General features: G+C 29.1%; 9 protein-coding genes and 2 tRNA genes. 10 read left to right on the top strand and 1 reads right to left on the bottom strand.

The features are described 5' to 3' along the window. Window positions 1-77: 77 nt before the first annotated feature. The 6 genes from DIS07_RS11435 to DIS07_RS11410 all read left to right on the top strand — a co-directional run bounded on the left by DIS07_RS11435 (window position 78) and on the right by DIS07_RS11410 (window position 14,058). The gene (locus DIS07_RS11435; RefSeq protein ID WP_109405393.1) at window positions 78-4,133 is read left to right on the top strand and encodes a hybrid sensor histidine kinase/response regulator transcription factor; all 4,056 of its coding nucleotides are present in this window, start codon (window positions 78-80) and stop codon (window positions 4,131-4,133) included. 364 nt (window positions 4,134-4,497) lie between these two features. Continuing rightward, window positions 4,498-7,512, top strand: a complete 3,015-nt coding sequence (locus DIS07_RS11430) for a SusC/RagA family TonB-linked outer membrane protein (RefSeq protein ID WP_109405392.1) — start codon at window positions 4,498-4,500, stop codon at window positions 7,510-7,512. 33 nt (window positions 7,513-7,545) lie between these two features. Then, the gene (locus DIS07_RS11425) at window positions 7,546-9,054 is read left to right on the top strand and encodes a RagB/SusD family nutrient uptake outer membrane protein (protein ID WP_109405391.1); all 1,509 of its coding nucleotides are present in this window, start codon (window positions 7,546-7,548) and stop codon (window positions 9,052-9,054) included. A 208-nt stretch (window positions 9,055-9,262) separates the two neighbouring features. Then, window positions 9,263-10,426 (top strand): glycoside hydrolase family 88 protein, encoded by a 1,164-nt coding sequence (locus tag DIS07_RS11420; RefSeq protein ID WP_109405390.1) that lies wholly within the window; start codon window positions 9,263-9,265, stop codon window positions 10,424-10,426. Between the two features lie 2 nt (window positions 10,427-10,428). After that, window positions 10,429-12,852 (top strand): glycoside hydrolase family 2 protein, encoded by a 2,424-nt coding sequence (locus DIS07_RS11415; protein WP_109405389.1) that lies wholly within the window; start codon window positions 10,429-10,431, stop codon window positions 12,850-12,852. 48 nt (window positions 12,853-12,900) lie between these two features. After that, a complete protein-coding gene (locus DIS07_RS11410) occupies window positions 12,901-14,058 on the top strand; it encodes an alginate lyase family protein (protein WP_109405388.1) in 1,158 nt (385 codons plus the stop codon). 6 nt (window positions 14,059-14,064) lie between these two features. Here DIS07_RS11410 and DIS07_RS11405 read toward each other — a convergent pair whose 3' ends face one another. After that, window positions 14,065-16,452, bottom strand: a complete 2,388-nt coding sequence (locus DIS07_RS11405) for a polysaccharide lyase 6 family protein (protein ID WP_109405387.1) — start codon at window positions 16,450-16,452, stop codon at window positions 14,065-14,067. 307 nt (window positions 16,453-16,759) lie between these two features. Between DIS07_RS11405 and DIS07_RS11400 the strand changes: the two genes are divergently transcribed. The 4 genes from DIS07_RS11400 (at window position 16,760) to DIS07_RS11385 (ending at window position 19,739) form a co-directional block, all read left to right on the top strand. Next, window positions 16,760-16,831, top strand: a tRNA-Gly gene (locus tag DIS07_RS11400). A gap of 19 nt (window positions 16,832-16,850) precedes the next feature. After that, window positions 16,851-16,936, top strand: a tRNA-Leu gene (locus DIS07_RS11395). 208 nt (window positions 16,937-17,144) lie between these two features. Then, window positions 17,145-18,536 (top strand): DUF1800 domain-containing protein, encoded by a 1,392-nt coding sequence (locus DIS07_RS11390; protein WP_109405386.1) that lies wholly within the window; start codon window positions 17,145-17,147, stop codon window positions 18,534-18,536. A gap of 12 nt (window positions 18,537-18,548) precedes the next feature. Next, the gene (locus DIS07_RS11385) at window positions 18,549-19,739 is read left to right on the top strand and encodes a DUF1501 domain-containing protein (RefSeq protein ID WP_109405385.1); all 1,191 of its coding nucleotides are present in this window, start codon (window positions 18,549-18,551) and stop codon (window positions 19,737-19,739) included. Window positions 19,740-19,892 lie beyond the last annotated feature (153 nt).

Genomic DNA, 19,892 nt, shown 5'->3' with positions numbered 1-19,892 from the left:
AAGTATATATTTACTCAAAATGTTCATCATATATTATTGTATAATTTTGCATAAAACATTTTTTTATTTATTTGAATATGTTTAAAAAAATATTTTTTTTTTCAATCTTATTTCTTTCTTATTTTGGATTCTCGCAATTAAAAGAATACCCTCTTAAACGTATATCTACTTCAGAAGGACTTTCTCAAAGCTCTGTAATTGCAATTCAACAAGATAGTTTTGGTCAGGTTTGGTTTGGAACTAGAGATGGTTTAAATAAATATGATGGAAATACTTTTACCATTTATAGAAACACTGATGATAAAAACTCTATTAGCAATAATGATATTTTATCAATAACCGAAGATAAAAAAGGTTTTCTATGGCTAGGCACATACAACGGCTTAAATAAGTTTGACCCCAAAACCAATACTTTCGTAAATTATTTTCATAAAAAAGAAAACACCTCATTAAGCAACAATACCATATGGTGTATTAAAGAAATGAAAAACGGTGAAATTTGGATAGGAACCTCAGATGGACTTTCTATTTTTAATCGGAATACGAATCAATTTACAAACATTTACCATAATGCTTCAAACGAAAAAAGCTTAAGCGGAAACCACATATTGTCTATTATAGAAACTGATACGTCAGAAATATTTATAGGTACTAATAATGGTCTCAGTAAACTGGTATCTAGAAACAAATTACATTTTGAATTTTTAAATTACAAAGCCATTAAATTTCCTGTACAAGATATCCTTCAAAAAGATAATAATTTATTAATAGCTACAAATGGTGATGGTGTTTTAAATTTAAATATTAAGAACGGAAGTACTAGCTACTTCATAGAAAAAGAAAATATCCATAAAAATGTAAGAAAACTATGCTTTGACAACCAAAACAATCTTTGGATTGGAACTTATGATGGTCTTTTTATTTATGACACTACCAATACTATTATAAATTTAAAAAATAAAATAAATGACTTTAAAAGTTTAAGCAAAAACTCTGTAAAATCATTATTTAAAGATAAAAAAGGTTCTATTTGGATTGGCACCTATTACGGAGGCATAAATCTATGGGACAACTCAAATATTAATTTTAAAAATCTTACTACTAACCGTTCTAAAAATAGTCTTAGTTATAATGTTGTTAGTTCTATAGAGAACTACAAAAACAAATTACTTTTCATTGGAACAGAAGGCAAAGGATTAAATATTTTAGACAGAATAAACAATTCAATTTCATATATTAACAATGATAATTACAAAGCACTTTCAGATGAGAATATAAAATCTTTATTAGTTGATAACAATCGACTTTGGATTGGTACTTTAAATTCTGGAATTAATGTTTTTGATATAAAAAAGAACTTATTTCGTAATAGCTCTATACCTTTTGAATTAAAAAAATATTTAAAGAATACTGGTGTGTATTCTATTAAAAAAAACCAAAACAATATTTGGATTGGTACCTTTGGCAAGGGTTTGATATGTTTTAATGATATAAATAAGAGTTTTAAAATCTATACTAAAAGCACTAAAGATTTAAACACAATAACAGATGACTTGATTAGAACTATTGCAATAGATAGTCAAGAAAATATTTGGGTGGGATCACAAAAAGGGTTAAGTAAAATAGCCCCATCTGGTAATATTTCTAGGTATTTTTACAATTCTGAAATAGAATCTGGTGAAGATATAACATCAATTTTTGAAGATGCTAACCAAACTATTTGGGTTGGCTCAAAAGCAAAAGGCCTTTTTAAATTTAATGGAAAATCATTTATTAAAACACCATTAAAAACACAAAAAGAAACAGTAACATCTATTCATAGTATACTTGAAGACAATGACAATAATTTATGGATTAGTACTAACCAAGGAATTGTAAAGCATAACCTAAAATCTAAGAAAACAATTATTTACAATGTAAAAGACGGATTGGTAAGTAATGAATTTAATGATAATGCTAGTATAAAAATAAACTCATCATTGTTCTACTTTGGAGGGCCAAATGGTTTGACCTCTTTTAATACAAAGTTTTTTACCGTAAATAATTACTCTCCTCAAGTCTTAATTACAGATTTTAAAATAAAAAACAAACCCTTAGAGATTAACTCAACTTTAGGAATATTAAACCAAACAATTGAATACACAAATTCATTAAACCTATCTCATAAACAAGGTAATTTCACCTTACATTTTGCTATACCAAATTATATAAACCAAAAAAATAATGCATACCAATATAGATTAAAAGGATTAGAAAAAGATTGGATTTATACTACCAAAAACACCGCTTCTTATACAATTCAAAACCCAGGCGAATTTATTTTTGAAGTTAAAGGAGCTAATAACAACGGTTTATGGAACAATACCCCTACAAGTTTAAAAATTATTGTTGAACCTGCCCCTTGGAGAAGTTGGTGGGCTTTTACAATTTATGGACTCGCAATAATAATAGCTCTATACCTTTTATTTAAAATTCAAAAAGCAAAATCATCGCTTAAACACAAGCTCGATTTAGAATATATAGAAAACGAAAAGATAGAAGAAGCAAACAAAGCTAAACTTGAGTTCTTTACAAATATTTCCCATGAATTCAGGACACCCCTTACCCTAATATTGGGTCCTTTACAACAAATTTTAAAGGAATATAAGGGTAGCAGTAAAGTTTACAAAAAACTTTTAGTTGTAGACAATAATGCCAACCATCTGCTACAACTTATAAATCGTTTAATGGATTTTAGAAAACTAGAAAAAAACCTTTTTAAGCTTGAAACAGCTGAAGGAAATATTGTTAAGTTTTTAAAAGAAATTTATTTATCCTTTTCTGAGTATGCCAAAGATGGAGAATATGAATATAACTTTCATACAACTAATGATAAAATACTGGTTTATTACGATCGCTACAAATTAGAACGTGTTTTTTATAATTTGATATCCAATGCTTTTAGATATACACCTAAAAATGGTGTAATAAATATTAGAATTAGACAAGAAGAATATAAAATATTAATTGCCGTTGAAGATTCTGGTGTAGGAATAACTAATGAAAATAAAGATAAGATTTTTGATCGTTTTTTTGAACTTTCAACCAACAACAATCCTGAAAAAACTTACAATAAAGGAACTGGAATTGGTTTATCCATAGCTAAAAATATCGTAAAACTGCACAAAGGAAAAATTATAGTTGAGGATAACAATATTTCTTCTGGATCTATCTTTACAGTAGAATTACCTTTAGGCAAAGAACATTTAACTAAAGATGAAATTATTAATGACTTTAAATTTAGCGATGACATATCACAGTATGTAAATCAATTATCTGAACCCGTGGTTTTAATTGAAGATGATTTCAAAGATAATATTATCGATAATTCAAAATCAACAATTTTATTAGTAGAAGACAATAAACCACTTAGAAAATTCATGAAAAGTCTTTTAAAAGAAAAATATAATATTTTAGAAGCAGAAAACGGAAAAGCAGCATTAAAATCTGCAATCAGAAACCAACCAGATTTAATCGTAAGTGATGTAGTAATGCCTGTTATGGTTGGCACAGAACTATGTGCAGAAATAAAAAACAATATAAAAACAAGTCATATACCCATTATTTTGTTAACTTCAAGAACTTCTTTAATATACAAATTAGACGGACTTAATAATGGAGCTGATGATTATATTAGCAAGCCCTTTAATGTAAAAGAATTTAAGGTAAGAGTTAAAAACATAATAAGTTCTAATAATAGAACTAAAGAAAAGTTTTCTGGAGTAAACTCTATTTTATCTAATGAGGTAATTATATCATCTCTAGATGAAAAACTACACAAGAAAGCACTTAAAATTGTTGAAAATAATATTTCTAATCTAGATTTTGACATTCCCTATTTCTGCTCAGAATTAGGAGTTAGTAGAACTATGTTATTTACTAAAATTAAAGCTTGGACAAATTTCACCCCAAATGAATTTATACATAATATTAGAATGAATTATGCTACACAACTTCTTGAGCAAGGTAAAATTAATATTTCTGAAGTGAGTTATAAAGTTGGTTTTAAAAGCCCAAAATACTTTAGTAAATGTTTTTTAAAAAAGTACGGAAAAACACCTTCTCAGTATCAAAAAAAGTTTTCAGAACTATAAAAAACATAAATCTTAATAACACTAACATCAATAAACATAAGGGTTTGTATAATTTTACCCCTTTTTTTGAACTTTTATTTCTTCCTATTCTATTAGTTTTATAACATGAAAGGATCTTCAAAAGAAACAATAGCAGAAATATTACTTATTACAGTAATCATTATTTCTTTTTTAGCCATTATCTATTTTTATTAATTAACTAAAAACAAAATAAATGCATTAACAAAATTACTACTAGCACTTTCAGAGTTGCTTAAAAAAAAATTGCAAGATTCTAAAAAAACACTTACTTTTGGTAAACCAATTTGGTTTACCACTTTGGTGAACCAAAAATTAACAGTAATAATTCAAATTAGTACAAATTATGAAATTAAAATCAAATTTAACTTTAATTACTTTGTTGTTATTCAGTTTTGCACTGTTTTCGCAAACAAAAATAACAGGTAAAGTTACAGATGGAGCAACAGGCGACCCTTTGCCACAAGTAACCATACAGGTAAAAGGCACCTCTCTAGGTACTACTACCGATTTTGATGGTAACTATGCTATTACATTAAAAAGCAAGTCAGGAACTTTAGTTTTTAATTACTTGGGGTACAAAAACCAAGAAATAAAAACTGACGGAAAAAGCATTATTAATGTAACAATGATAGAAGACGCAAGTACCTTAGATGAAATTGTTGTTGTTGGATACGGAACTCGTAAAAAAAGCGATGTAACCGGTGCTGTATCATCAGTAAAATCTGAAGAGCTAAATGCATTTCCAGTACTTAATGCAGGTCAGGCATTACAAGGTAGAGCTGCAGGTGTGGTTGTTCAATCTAACAATGGAGGCGAACCCGGGGCTCCCATAAAAATTCAAATTAGAGGTAATACTTCAATAAATGCAAGTAGTGCTCCTTTAATTGTCGTTGACGGTTTTGTAGGTGCTGTTATGCCTCAACCTAACGATATAGAATCTATAGAAGTTTTAAAAGATGCTTCTGCAACAGCTATTTATGGTTCTAGAGGATCTAATGGTGTAGTTTTAGTGACCACTAAAAAAGGAAAAAAAGGTAGATTATCTATCGAGTTCAACACTAACTACTCAGTACAAAACACATCAAATAAGTTAGATTTACTTGATGCAAATGAGTTTGCTACATATCAAAAATTAATAAACTCAAATTACATTCAACAATCAGAAAATACAGATTGGCAAGATTTATTATACACAACAGGTCTTACTGAAAATCATCAATTTTCATTCTCAGGAGGTACAGACAAAATAAATTTTTATGCATCTGCAACATACTTTAATCAAGATGGTGTTATTATGAATTCTAATTTTAATAGATTATCATTTTTAACCAACATTGATGCCCAAGTTACTGACAAGTTAAAATTAGGCTTAAATCTTTTTGGAAGCAGAGGTGCTAAAAATGGTGTCCCGACACAATCTACTGGTGAAACTGCAAACGGTGGTGGTGATGATGTAGTATCTCTAACATTTAGATTTTCTCCAGATTTAGGTATCAAAGACGCTAATGGTTTAAATACCGTTAACAATATTGGTGATGATGTAGATAACCCTTACGCCATTGCTAATGAAAGTGTTAATGAAGCTAAAACAGATAACTTTAGAGCAAACTTTTATGCTAACTATGATATCCTAGAAAATCTTACATTTAAAACTACAGCTGGTTTTAGTTCTACTAATGAAACAGAAGGTCTTTTCAGACCATCTACTTTAATCACAACAGCAGGAGGTAATACTGGAGGTAGAGCCATAGTTGGTAGTTTTAAAAGAACTAATATTTTAAGTGAAAACTACTTAACTTATAATAAAGAAATAGGAAAAGGAAACTTGACATTACTAGCAGGATATTCTTACCAAAAAAATTCAACTCAAAGATTTGCAGCAGGTGCTCAAGGGTTTACTTCTGATTCGTTTTCATACCATAACTTAGAAGGAGGAGCTGTTCAACTAATACCTACATCTTCTTTAACAGAATCAGAAATTCAATCTCAATTTGGTAGATTAAATTTTGATTATGATGATAGATTTTTACTTACAGCAACAGTAAGAAGAGATGGAGCTTCTAACTTTGCCGCTAATGAAAAATATGCAATCTTTCCTTCTGCTGCATTAGGATGGAAAATGTCTAATGAAAAGTTTATTCAAGACATCGAAGCTATTACAAATTTAAAACTTAGAGCAAGTTATGGTGTAACTGGTAATCAAGCTATATCTCCATACCAATCTCTAGCTCGTTTTAATAATATTTATTCAGTACTTAACGGACAAACGGTTAGTGCAGTTACTCCAGATCAAGCAGCAAACCCTAATCTAAAATGGGAATCTTCATATCAAACAAACATTGGTGTAGATTTAAGTTTATTAGATAATAAAATTTCGCTTTCGTTAGACTATTATAATATAGACACTAAAGATCTTATTATAAATGACTCTAGTCAACCTGAATACTTTGGTTTCTTAACACCTGCTAGTCTAAGAAATGTAGGAGAAGTAAATAACAAAGGTTTTGAAATTTCAATTAATACTAGAAATATTTCTACAGAAAACTTTAGATGGACAACTGATTTCAACTGGTCTACCAACAAAAACAAATTTGTTACCTTATTAGATGGTCAAGATATTTTTCTTGACGCCTCACCAGGATATTTTAACATAGATAGAACTCACGTTTTAAGAGAAGGTGAAGCAGTTGGAGTATTTTGGGGTTATGAATACAAAGGAGTATATCAAGGAGGTAGCTTACCAGCAGGAACAGCACTTTTACCAGGAGCAGCAGCAGGTGATCAATTATTTGCTGATGTAGATGGAAGTGGAGACATTTCTCCTTCTGATCAAAAAATAATTGGAGACCCAAATGCAGATTGGTCAATTGGTATCACAAATAACTTTACCTACAAGAACTTTGATTTAAACATCTTTTTTCAAGGTGTAAATGGAGGCGACATTATGAATCTTACCAATGTACAGTTATTTAATGGAGATTCTAATGCTACTAAAGATATTTTGAATTCTTGGACACCATCTAATACAAATACTAATATTCCTCGTGCAAAGTTAAGAGGTAAAGAAATTTCTTCACGTTTTGTTGAAGATGGAAGTTATATAAGACTTAAAAATATTGCATTAGGATATACATTTCCTCAAGAAGTTACCGAAAAATTAGGTATGGATAATGTTAGGCTTTCTATAAGTGGTCAAAACTTATTAACTTTTACAAACTATTCTGGATTAGACCCTGAAGTTAGCTATTTTGGTTCAGGTGGAGGAAACAGCTCTGATAATAATACTTTTAATGGATTTGACTTTGGTAATTACCCTACAGTAAAATCTGTTAACTTTAGTCTTAATATTAGATTCTAAAAATTTAAGTAAACAAAATAAAAATACAAAACGATGAAAAAATATAAATATTTGTTTTTATTAGTTATAACATCTATAATTGGATGTTCTAATTTAGAAGAACAACCTATTGGATTATTAGCTCCTGAAGGCTTTTTCCAAACCACAAAAGATATTCAAACAGCAGTTAATGGTGCTTATGGACATATGACTCATGAAGATTTTTGGGGAAGAAAAATGTCACTAACCCTTTTACTAAGAAGTGATATGGTTGATATCGGAGATCCAACTACTTCTTCTCGTAGAATTGAGCATAATGATTTTAATGTTCCTGCAGATAATGGTATGATTTCAGGATATTGGAATAGAGTTTATCAGATTATTGCAGCGGCTAATCAAGCCATTGCAGGAGCTGAATTGGTAAATGTTCCAGATAACCAAAAAAACCCGATAACTGCGCAAGCATATTTTGTAAGAGCTTTTGCTTATTTCCATTTGGTAAGACAGTTTGGTGACATTCCATACTTAGACAAACCTGTAACTGATGCAGCCGCAGCAGGTTCAATTAGTAAAACTTCGACAGCAGATGTATACACAAAAATCATTGCAGATTTAGAGTTTGCAAAAGAATGGCTACCAAATACACAAGATTCAAGAACGATTCCTGCTAAATCTGCCGCTCATTCATACTTAGCCTTAGTACATCTTACATTAGGCGATTATCAAAAAGCATATAACGAAGCTAAAGGTGTAATTGATAATGAAGGAGTTTACAAACTTGGTTTAGAGTCTGATTACCAAAATTTATTTAATGCAGGAAAAATAGACAGTTCTTTAGAGCCAATTTTTGCATTAGATTTTAATGGCTTTAGAGATGGTGATAATGGACAAGATTACCAAGCGGCATTAACTGGTATTAGAGCTGATGAACAATATGGAATCGGTGGTGGTTGGTCTGTTGCTGTTCCTTCTTTAGCGGTTTATAATTCTTGGGATAATAGAGATTATAGAAAAGATGTTAGTTTTGATGCAACAGGAGTTTTTAAAGGTAATGTAGAACCTTTTACAAAATTTAGAACTTTCCATAGTAGAGCTGTAAATAGACCACATATTGCAAAATATACAAGATTTACTGGAGTAACTGCTAATAATAATGGTAGAGCATCTCAACACAATCATAGTATGATGCGTTATGCAGAAGTTTTACTTATAGCTGCTGAAGCACTAAACGAAATACAAGCAAACTCTGCAGAAGCTCATGGCTATGTAAACAGAGTAAGAGGTAGAGCAAGAAATGGGACTGCTTTTCCTGCAGATATTTCTGGCTTATCGCAAGATGCTTTTAGAACTCAAGTTTTAGAAGAACGTAAATGGGAACTTGCTTTTGAGTTTAAAAGATGGTATGACATTGCAAGAAGAAAACTTGGTAATCAAGTATTTAATGCTTCTGGTTTAGAAGGAGCTAAAACTAATTTTGATCCAAATCAAGATTATTTATTTCCTTTACCTGCTGATGAGTTGGCAAGAAACCCTAATTTATTACCACAAAACCCCGGATATTAAAAATTTATTTTTGAATTAGTTTTTTATTTATTATTGGGTTTACAACAATTATTAGTTTGTAAACCCAATTTTAATAAAATAAAGAAACAATTTAAGCTCATATTATATATTGCTTATCCAGTTTACTTATTCAAGTGTAAATACAAATTATTTAAATAATTAAAATTTTAAATAAAAGTTATTTCTATAACTAAAGAACTTAAAATTTATGCGTAATATTTTTAAATCATTCTTACTTTTTTCCCTTTTTTTCTTAGGATGTAAATCAGAAAAAAAGGAACAATTTAACCCTGATAAAGCTTTAGAAAAAAGATTTTCTAATTTATTAGAATATCAAGCAGATTCTTTAAGTTTTCCTAGAAGTTACTCTTTTGAAAAAAAACAGGTAAACAAAGTTCCGTCTAAGGATTGGACTAGCGGTTTTTATGCTGGTAATTTATGGCAACTCTTTGAAATCACAAATAATACTAAATACAAAGATTTGGCAAAAAAATGGACTTCTTTTATAGAAAAAGAAAAGTACAATAATAGAACACATGATATGGGTTTTAAAGTCTTTTGCAGTTTTGGACAAGGATTAAAACATATAGAAAATCAAAATTATAAAGACATTATTATTAAGAGTTCTCAAACCTTAATTACAAGATATAATGATACAATAAAAAGTATTCGTTCTTGGGATTTTAATAAAGAGATATGGAAATTCCCTGTTATAATAGACAATATGATGAACCTAGAAATGTTATTCGAAGCTACAAAAATTTCTGGCGACAGTGTGTATCATAAAATTGCGGTAACTCATGCTAATACAACACTAAAAAATCATTTTAGAAAAGATAATAGCACTTTTCATGTTTTAGATTACAGTCCAAAAACTGGTAAAGTTAGAATGAAAGTTACGCACCAAGGGTATAACGATAATTCTGTTTGGGCAAGAGGTCAAGGTTGGGCTATTTACGGTTATACGATGGCATATAGATACACCAAAGACAAAAAGTATTTAAACCAAGCAGAAGCAACAGCAAACTTTTATTTGAGTCATAAAAATTTACCTGAAGATGGAATTCCTTTTTGGGATTTTAATGCTCCCAATATACCTAATGAGCCAAGAGATGTTTCTGCCGGAACAGTAATATCTTCTGCTTTAGTAGAACTTTACAAACACACAAATAATACAAAATATTTAGAGTACAGCAAAAAGGTTATCAACACTTTAAAAAGTGAAAATTATATCTTACCAGAAAGCTTAAATGCTCCTTTTATTCTAAATCATAGCACAGGAAATTGGCCTAAAAATGATGAAATAGATGAACCTATTGTTTATGGAGATTATTACTTTTTAGAAACACTATTACGCCTAAAATCACTTTAAATATGAAAAAACCAACTTTAAATCTATCAATTATAAACACAATTTTTGTAGGTTTTTTACTTGTTATAATCACTTCATGCGATTCAAATAATAAAACAACTGGAACAAGAACAAAAATAAACATCAATAAAAATTGGAAGTATTTAGAAAATGATACTCAAAAAATTTCTGATGCTCTAACTCAAAAAGATTGGCAAGAGGTTAACTTACCCCATTCTTGGAATAGCTTAGATGCTACAGATACACAACCTGGATACAGAAGAAGTGGAAGTTGGTATAAAAAAAAGATAGATGTTTCTTTTAATCCAAACCTAATTTATGAGATATATTTTGAAGGTGTAAACATTACATCAGAAGTTTATGTTAATGGAATCAAAGTAGGTGGCCATATTGGTGGTTATATTGGTTTTACCATTGATATTTCTAATGCAATAAAAGATGGAAAAAACGAAATTATAGTAAGAGCAGATAATAGTTATAATCCAGAAGTTATTCCTTCACAAAAAAGTGATTTCTTTATTTTTGGAGGTATTACACGAGATGTTTTCTTACAAACAAAACCTAAAACTTATTTAGCAAACTTAAAATACACAACTCCTAACGTTTCAAAAAAAAATGCAACATTAGAAGGGTCTGTTTCTGTAATAAATGCAAATTCTGAATCAAAAGTAAACGTTTCGCTAATAGATGCTGATGGGAAAACAGTAATAGAAAATGATTTTAATATTGTAAATAAATCAGCAAAAATCACTTTTGATAAAATTGCAAACCCAAAATTGTGGGATACTGAAAATCCAAATTTATACACTATAAAAGTTTCTTTAGTAAACGAAGATATTAAAATCGATGAAATTTCTGATAGAGTAGGTTTTAGATGGTTTGAGTTTAAAGATTATGGAGCTTTCTTTTTAAATGGAAAAAGAGTATTGCTTAGAGGAACTCACAGGCATGAAGAACATGCTGGTGTTGGTGCGGCAATGAGCAATAAACAGCATAGAGCAGACATGGAATTGATTAAAGAAATGGGAGCTAATTTTGTGCGTCTAGCGCACTACCCACAAGATCCTGAAATTTACAAAGCATGTGACGAGTTAGGATTATTAGTTTGGGATGAATTGCCTTGGTGTAGAGGTGGCGTAGGTAATGATAATTGGAAAAAGAACACCAAAAATATGCTATCAGAAATTATTGAACAAAACTACAATCATCCTAGTATTGTTATTTGGTCTTTAGGAAATGAAATGTACTGGTTACCAGATTTTGAAGATGGTGGAAGCGAAGAAAAAATGACAGGATTTTTATCAGAAATTAACGATTTAGCACACCAATTAGATCCAACAAGAAAAACTGCCATCAGAAAGTATTATGAAGGTGCAGATATCGTAGATGTTTTTTCGCCATCAATTTGGTCTGGTTGGTATTCTGGTAGTTACAAAAGTTATCAAAAAGCAGTAAATAAATATAAAAAAGAATACAAATCTTTTTTACATGCGGAGTATGGAGGCTCGAGCCATTTAGGACGTCACACAGAAAATCCGATTACGGGCGAAGGTAAAATTCAATCTGACGGTTGGGAAGAAGCAATTGTACAAACAGGTGTTGCTAATATTGCTCAAATTGGAGACTGGAGTGAAAACTACATTGTAGATTTATTTGATTGGCACTTAAGAATATCTGAAAACGATCCAAACTTTGTAGGTAACATACAATGGGCTTTTAAAGATTTTGGAACACCCTTAAGACCTGAAAACGCAATCCCATATATGAATCAAAAAGGTTTGGTTGACAGATCAGGGAACAAAAAAGATGCATTTTATGTATTTAAAAGCTATTGGAGTAAAAAACCTTTTACTTACATCGAATCACATACTTGGACCGAAAGACAAGGCCCAAAAGGGTTAGCAAGAAATATTAGCGTTTATAGTAATTGCCCTGAAGTAGAATTATCTGTAAACGGAAAAAGTCTAGGCACAAAAACCAGAAACACCAAAGCATTTCCTGCTTCAGGTTTAAATTGGTCTATTAAATTTAAAGAAGGGGAAAATATATTAGTTTCTAAAGGGAAAACAGTTGATGGAAAAATAGTTAAAGACCAACTAAAAGTTAACTATAGATTTACTAAAAACAGTAAAGCAAAAAGCCTTAAATTATCTTATACTAAACTAGAAAACAGTAATTATTTAGTTACTGCAATTGCTCAAGACGCTAAAGGATTAAGATGTTTAGATTATGAAAATAGAGTTTATTTTCAATGTATGTCTGGTGGAAAAACTATGAAAAGCTTAGGAACACCAACAGGAAGCGAATCTATTCAAATGGCCAATGGTAAAGCATCTATTGAGGTAGAAAGAAATAATAAAGAAAAACCAATAGTTATGATGGTATTAAACCAAAATTTTAAGGGTACATACTTAACAATAGAATAATAACACATATCTAATTTAAAAAAAATAGGATTATTAAAAAATTTCATAATGAACAAAAAAATATTTCTATTCAGTTTTATTTTGATAGGATTTTGTTGTAAAAAAACTAATACTTTTAATTTAATCGATTTAGAAAAAGATACTATTTTAACAAAAGCGACCTCATCATTAAATAAAAACCCAATTACTGTTACTTCTTACATTGCAGAAAGAAGTGCTGGTAGTAAACATGACTTTTATTCAGAAGGTGATTATTGGTGGCCAAATCCTAATGATAAAGAGGGAGCTTATATTAGAAAAGATGGATTATCTAACCCTGGTAATTTTATTGCCCATAGAAAAGCTATGATTCGCTTATGTGAAATATCTGGGAACTTGGCGTCTGCGTACAAGATTACTAAAGATGAAAAATATATTACTGCACTTTTACCTCATTTAAATGCTTGGTTTGTAAATGATAGTACTAAAATGAATCCTAGCTTATTGTATGCTCAGGCAATTAAAGGTAAAGTTACAGGACGTGGAATTGGAATTATAGATACACTCCATTTAATTGAAGTAGCCCTAGGCATAAAAGCTATCGAAAATTCTACAACTATAAATAAAAGTGAGTTATTCATCATAAAAAAATGGTTTTCAGATTATTTAAATTGGTTAATCACACATCCTTTTGGAAAAAAAGAAAAAAATAATGGTAATAACCATAGCACCTGTTGGGCATTGCAAGTAGCGGCATTTGCTTATTTGGTTGATAATAAAATTCAATTAAAAAAATGTCAAGACTTTTACAAAAATACTCTATTACCTGATCAAATGGCAACAGATGGGAGTTTCCCAAAAGAAACAGCAAGAACGAAACCTTATGGATACTCTTTGTTTAATCTAGACGCTATGGTTAGCTTGTGTCAAATTCTATCAAAAGATGATGATAATCTTTATAACTACAAGACTAAAGATGGCAAAAGTATACAATTAGGAATGGAATTTTTATATCCCTACATCAAAAATAAAAAGGATTGGAAATTTCAAAAAGATGTAATGTACTGGAATAATTGGCCAATAAAACAAGCTTCTCTATTATTTATTGGACTAGAATCAAATGATCAAAGATATTTGGATTTATGGAAAACGTTATCTTACAATAATACTCCAGAAATTATTAGAAACACCATTGTTAAAAATCCTGTTTTATGGATTTCTAATTAAAAAACATCACTGTTTTAAACCAATATTTCCAACACCATTTTTTTCTTTTAACAGTGGTGACTTTTTACTTGGTATAAATAGGTCGTCGTCTTGCCATTTCGGGTTTTTAAAAAGTATATTATCTTGTTTAGCTCCTTGAGATACTTTTATAAATCCACTAGCGTAAACCAAACAATTCGATATAAAATTAAACCTACCTTTTAGGTCTACAAAATTTTTTATATCATAACTATTACTAAAGACAGAATTTGTTATTTCAACAGCATGAATTCCTGTTGTTCTTAAAACCTTTCCTTTTTCAGTATTGTAAACATTACTGAATATACAATTTTTAACAACTAATTTTCCTCCAGGTAAATCTACAGCTGGAGTTTTACGAATATAATTAACTGCTGCCTCCTTTATATCTTTAAATACAGAGTTTTCTAAAACAATTACATTTGCATTGAAAAAACCCATTACATCTTTATCATATGACAAATTTAGACCTCTATAACTATTCATAAACCTTGAGTTTTTGAAACTTAAAGTATCTGCTTTTGTACCATTATATGCTTTAAAAATTGAACCTCCATCGGTATTATTAAAATTTTTAAATATTACATTATCAACAAATAAATCATAGACCCCAATTTTATTTTTATCAGGTGATACAATTGCATATTTAGGTTTTGAATTTTCACCATCGATGATAAGGTGTTTTAAATTAAGTTTAGATCCTTCATTTAATCTAAATATATACGTAAAATATTTTTTAAGATCTTTCTTAACCGTTAAAATAGATGCTCCACCCTTATCTCCAATTATGGTGATGTTTTTTGAAATTTTTATACTTTTTTCTAAAATATATTCTCCAGTTTTTAATCGAAGTATAGATCCCGATGCAGCTTTATCAATAGCTTTTCTCAAAGTCTCTAACCCGGGTTCTACTGTAACATCGGATGGTTTAATAATTGGAGCAATTATTTTTGGTTTCCAACCTGGTCCTGCTCTTAAGGTTAACGCTTTTGGCAACTTATTAGCATCTAAGTTAAACGCCCCAGCATTAAAAATTTGTCTGACAACTTTATTTATATCTGTTTTAGGACTATTTACATTCTTAGAAACAAATAATAAATCTGGATTTTGAGCTGTTGGAATAGGAAAAGATTTTATCTCTTTCCAATTAATTATTGTGCTCTTAAATCCTTTTTCAGTTGATGCATTTGCATCAATATAATTACTATTAAATTTAATATCAGAGGCTTCATCAACAAAAATAAGATTTTTTGTAGATGAATTATGATAAACTAAATTGTTTGAAAAATTAACATTTTTTGGCGCCAAACTTTTTTCAGTATCTTTTCCTTCTCCAAAAGAGATTGGTCCAGAATTAATAATGGTATTGTTTTGAATATCTACATTTCTAACTTGCTCATATCTATTTAAAGGAGAATTTGGAACTCCATTCATTAACACAATAGCCCCCCTGTAACCGTCTCCCTGTAAACCTATCATTAAATTATTTCTGATAATATGACCAGAATTAATTACTCTAATCCCACCTGTTTTAGAAACTCCATTTCCTAAAAAAACATTTCTTTCTACTAGAGCATTATCTCCATGCCTTAAGGTTAATGCACCTTTACTACCAACAAATAAATTGTCTCTGAAAATATTATCTCCAGATTTATTTGAAATTATTTCTATTTCTCCATTACATCCTGCAAAAACATTTCTTTCTACAAGCGTTTTAGAAGTTTTTTTAGAATTTGTACTTGTTCCTATTCTAATAGTCTCCCCTCCATTTTTACCTAAATCTGGTCTTTGTCCAAAGATATTATTATCAATGCTATGGTTATTATTTATATGCTTATCCCCTTTTAACCAAACCACAAGAGTTGTTCCTTCACTAGTTTTTCCTGTAAAATTATTATGATCTACTCTATTATTTTTACCCCAAATATCAACCCAATGATCTTTTATGCCATTCTTTACATTGTAATAAGAGATTGTAGAATTGGTAAAACGACAATGATTAGCAAAAGTTTTAGAATCTTTTCTAAACTGAACAACCGATTTATAAGACGATTCTCCATCTTTAAACCACAAGCCACTTACTATAATATGTTCTCCGTAAATGTTTAATGTTGAATTTCCTGAAACTATAACTTTACCAGCTGTTTCTGCTTTTACAATTATAGGATTCCCTTCTTCACCTTTACCATAGGCGTTCAATTTAACATCTTTCCAAATACCATTTTTTAATACAATAACATCTCCTGGATTAGCTTTTTTAATATATGAATTATACTCTGTAATGTTGCTTGCGATCTTTTCTTGAGATAAAATACTATTCATAGATAACAAGAAAATTAATGATATAAATAATCTAAAAAAAAGGAAATTTTTCATTGATTTAAAAAATTGGTTTACCAGTTTGGTTTACCAAAAATAGAAAAGATTTTTAACATAAAAAAACATTTGAAATATAAATATTGAAATACTATTTAAATTATTAACCACATAACTTACTGATTTTCATAAATAATTACTGTAATAATAAATCAATAGACATAACAAAATGGTCTTTATTTTTTTCTTTAAAAAAGAGCAAAAGTATTTGTTGAATAAACAAATCTTTATATATTTGCACCGCTCTAATAATTAGATATTGTTTTTAATATATCTAAAAGCATAAAAGTTCATACAAATAATGACTGCGAAAGTAGCTCAGGGGTAGAGCATCACCTTGCCAAGGTGAGGGTCGCGGGTTCAAATCCCGTCTTTCGCTCTATTTTTATAATACCAATGCTGAAGTGGTGGAATTGGTAGACACGCTGGACTTAAAATCCAGTGGGCAGTAATGCCCGTATGGGTTCAAGTCCCATCTTCAGTACAAAAACCGTAACATTTATTTGTTACGGTTTTTTTTATGAATGTTCTCTAGATTTTAAACAACATCTTCTTATAAAAATCTATCCTAAACTTTTAATTTACAGAACACTAAATTTACATATAAATTAAATCTTAATTTTATATTTTTTTAAACCTTTTCTTTAAAAAATTGTCAAATAATAAACTTTAGAGTTTGGAAAAATAATCTTATGAAAAAAATACACTTACAACATCTATATTGGCGCTCTGGTTTTGGATTAAGCAATAAAGAATTTCAAGAGATAAAATCTTTTTCAAAGTCCAAGCTAATACTTCAATTATTTAAACAAGCAAGCCATTATAACCCTTTAGAGTTAGATTTATCTGAATTTTTAATATTTTTAGATCAACCTACAAAAAGTATAAAAAAAGAATTAGGAGAAAAACAATATAGAGAACTTAAGAGAAAAAGTCAGAGAAAGGTTAGAGATTTAAACCAAGCCTGGATAGAAAGATTATGTGAGCACAACAATACCTTTAGAGAGAAAATGACTCTTTTTTGGGCAAATGTTTTTGTGTGTAGAGACAATAATATTTTTTTTATCCAACAATATAACAATACATTAAGAAAACATGCCTTAGGAAATTTTAGAGAATTTGTAAAAGCTATTGCCAAAGAGCCTTCTATGAGCAAATACCTGAACAATAGACAGAATAAAAAAAAGAGTCCTAATGAAAATTTTGCGAGAGAATTAATGGAGTTATTTACCTTAGGAGTTGGAAATTATACAGAAAAAGATATAAAAGAGTCAGCTAGAGCTTTTACAGGTTGGTCGTTTAATAAGAAAGGAAAATTTTATCTTAGAAAAAAACATCATGATTATGGTAAAAAAACTTTTTTTGGGAAAACGGGTAATTTTGATGGTGACGAAATAATAGATATTATTCTGAATCAAAAGCAATGTGCTAAATATATATGTGAAAAAATATACACCTATTTTATAAATCCTAGAATTGATAAAAAAAGATTAGAAGAAATCACAACAATCTTTTATAAAGATTATGATATAGAAAAAGTAATGAAGCACATTTTTTTATCAAAGTGGTTTTATGATGATAAAAATATTGGTGTAAAAATTAAATCACCAATAGAGTTGATTGTAGGTATTAACACTATTGTGCCTGTAACTTTTCAAAAGAAAAAACAATTAAACTATTTACAGAAAATGATGGGACAGGTATTACTCTACCCAAATAATGTTTCTGGCTGGAAAGGCGGTAGATTTTGGATAGACTCTAACACACTAATGTTTAGAATGAAATTACCCTCGTTAATTCTAAATAATGCAATTATTAATTTAGAGGAAAAAGGTGAGTTTGAAGATGATTTTAATATGTACTACAAGCAAGTAAAAAAAAGAACTAGGTATCTTAAAATTTCGAAAAACTGGAATTTTTTTTTAAGTGAATATAGTAACCTAACTTATACAGAGTTAAAAGAACAATTAATTATTTCTAAAATTGATGAGGATACAAATCAGTTTTTAAATAACTTGAATATCAAATCGAAAAAAAATTATTGTATTCAGTTAATGTCAATTCCAGAATATCAATTATGCTAAACATCTTTTAAAATGAAAAGAAGAGATTTTTTAAAACATAGTACACTAGCTAGTAGTTTATTTTTTGTACCTAATTTTGTGAAAGCTTTTGAAAATGTAACTAAAAATAGTTTAGGTCATAAAAAATTAGTTATCATACAATTATCAGGTGGAAATGATGGATTAAATTCTATTATACCTTACACAAATGACTTATATTATAAAAATAGGCCTCAAATATCTATCAAGCAAAACAACCTTATAAAAGCAACAAGTGAATTAGGTTTTCATAAAAATTTAGCTCCACTTAAAAATTTATATGACCAAGGGTATTTATCTATTATTAATAATGTAGGATACCCAAACCCTAATAGATCACATTTTAGATCTACAGATATTTGGCATACCGCAAGTAATTCTGAAGAATATTTAAGTTCTGGTTGGTTAGGTAGATTTATAGAAGCTTACGGAAAAAATTCTTATTCAGGAATTGAAATTGATGATAGCTTATCCTTAATAATGAAAGGAAAATCAATTAACGGCATTGCAACTAAAAATGCTAAAATTTTATACAATAATGTAAGAACCCCTTATTTTAAAAAAATTTTACAGAAACAAACAAATGAACATCTAAGCGAGCATAACCTAGGGTATTTATACAAAACAATGATAGAGGCAAATTCATCAGCCAAATATATTTACGATACTTCTAAAACATATCAAAGCAAATCTAACTATCCGAATAACCCTTTTGGAAAGCAGTTAAAAACTATAGCAGAATTTATAAACTCTCATCTAGACACAAAAGTTTACTATGTTTCTATGGGTGGTTTTGATACTCATGCTGGACAAATAAATAGGCAAAAAGCCCTTTTAAAAACATATTCCGAATCTTTAGAGATCTTTGTTAAAGACTTACAGAAAAATGATACTTTTAAAGATACCTTAATTCTTACTTTTTCTGAATTTGGGAGAAGAGTAAAACAAAATGCTGCTGGAGGTACTGATCATGGAGCTGCTAATAATGTTTTTATAGTTGGAAAAAACTTAAATAAAAAAGGATTTTATAACGATGCTCCTAACCTTTCTAATTTAGATAAAAATGGAGATTTAATACATACTGTAGATTTTAGATCTATTTATGCAACTATTTTAGACAAATGGCTAAAAGTAGAAGACGCTTCTATTTTAAACAAATCATACAGTAAACTTCATTTTATATAAAAAAAGAGTTGGTAGTTTCTACCAACTCTTTCTATTCAATCTATAAATCCCCCAACTTATGATTGTAATATAATTAACCTAAACTTTAATTAACTATTACCATTAATTATATATCAAAGATACTACGCTAATAGAAGTAATTTTAATAAGTTT

Origin of the sequence: Polaribacter aquimarinus (genome assembly GCF_003129485.1) — a bacterium.
GTDB lineage: Bacteria > Bacteroidota > Bacteroidia > Flavobacteriales > Flavobacteriaceae > Polaribacter > Polaribacter aquimarinus.
This window is presented reverse-complemented; position numbering and strand designations above follow the sequence as displayed.

Bases quoted from the DNA above. Each gene is read 5' to 3' on its own strand.
- DIS07_RS11435 (WP_109405393.1), top strand. From the start codon at position 78: ATGTTTAAAAAAATATTTTTTTTTTCAATCTTATTTCTTTCTTATTTT.
- DIS07_RS11430 (WP_109405392.1), top strand. From the start codon at position 4,498: ATGAAATTAAAATCAAATTTAACTTTAATTACTTTGTTGTTATTCAGT.
- DIS07_RS11425 (WP_109405391.1), top strand. From the start codon at position 7,546: ATGAAAAAATATAAATATTTGTTTTTATTAGTTATAACATCTATAATT.
- DIS07_RS11420 (WP_109405390.1), top strand. From the start codon at position 9,263: ATGCGTAATATTTTTAAATCATTCTTACTTTTTTCCCTTTTTTTCTTA.
- DIS07_RS11415 (WP_109405389.1), top strand. From the start codon at position 10,429: ATGAAAAAACCAACTTTAAATCTATCAATTATAAACACAATTTTTGTA.
- DIS07_RS11410 (WP_109405388.1), top strand. From the start codon at position 12,901: ATGAACAAAAAAATATTTCTATTCAGTTTTATTTTGATAGGATTTTGT.
- DIS07_RS11405 (WP_109405387.1), bottom strand. From the start codon at position 16,452: ATGAAAAATTTCCTTTTTTTTAGATTATTTATATCATTAATTTTCTTG.
- DIS07_RS11390 (WP_109405386.1), top strand. From the start codon at position 17,145: ATGAAAAAAATACACTTACAACATCTATATTGGCGCTCTGGTTTTGGA.
- DIS07_RS11385 (WP_109405385.1), top strand. From the start codon at position 18,549: ATGAAAAGAAGAGATTTTTTAAAACATAGTACACTAGCTAGTAGTTTA.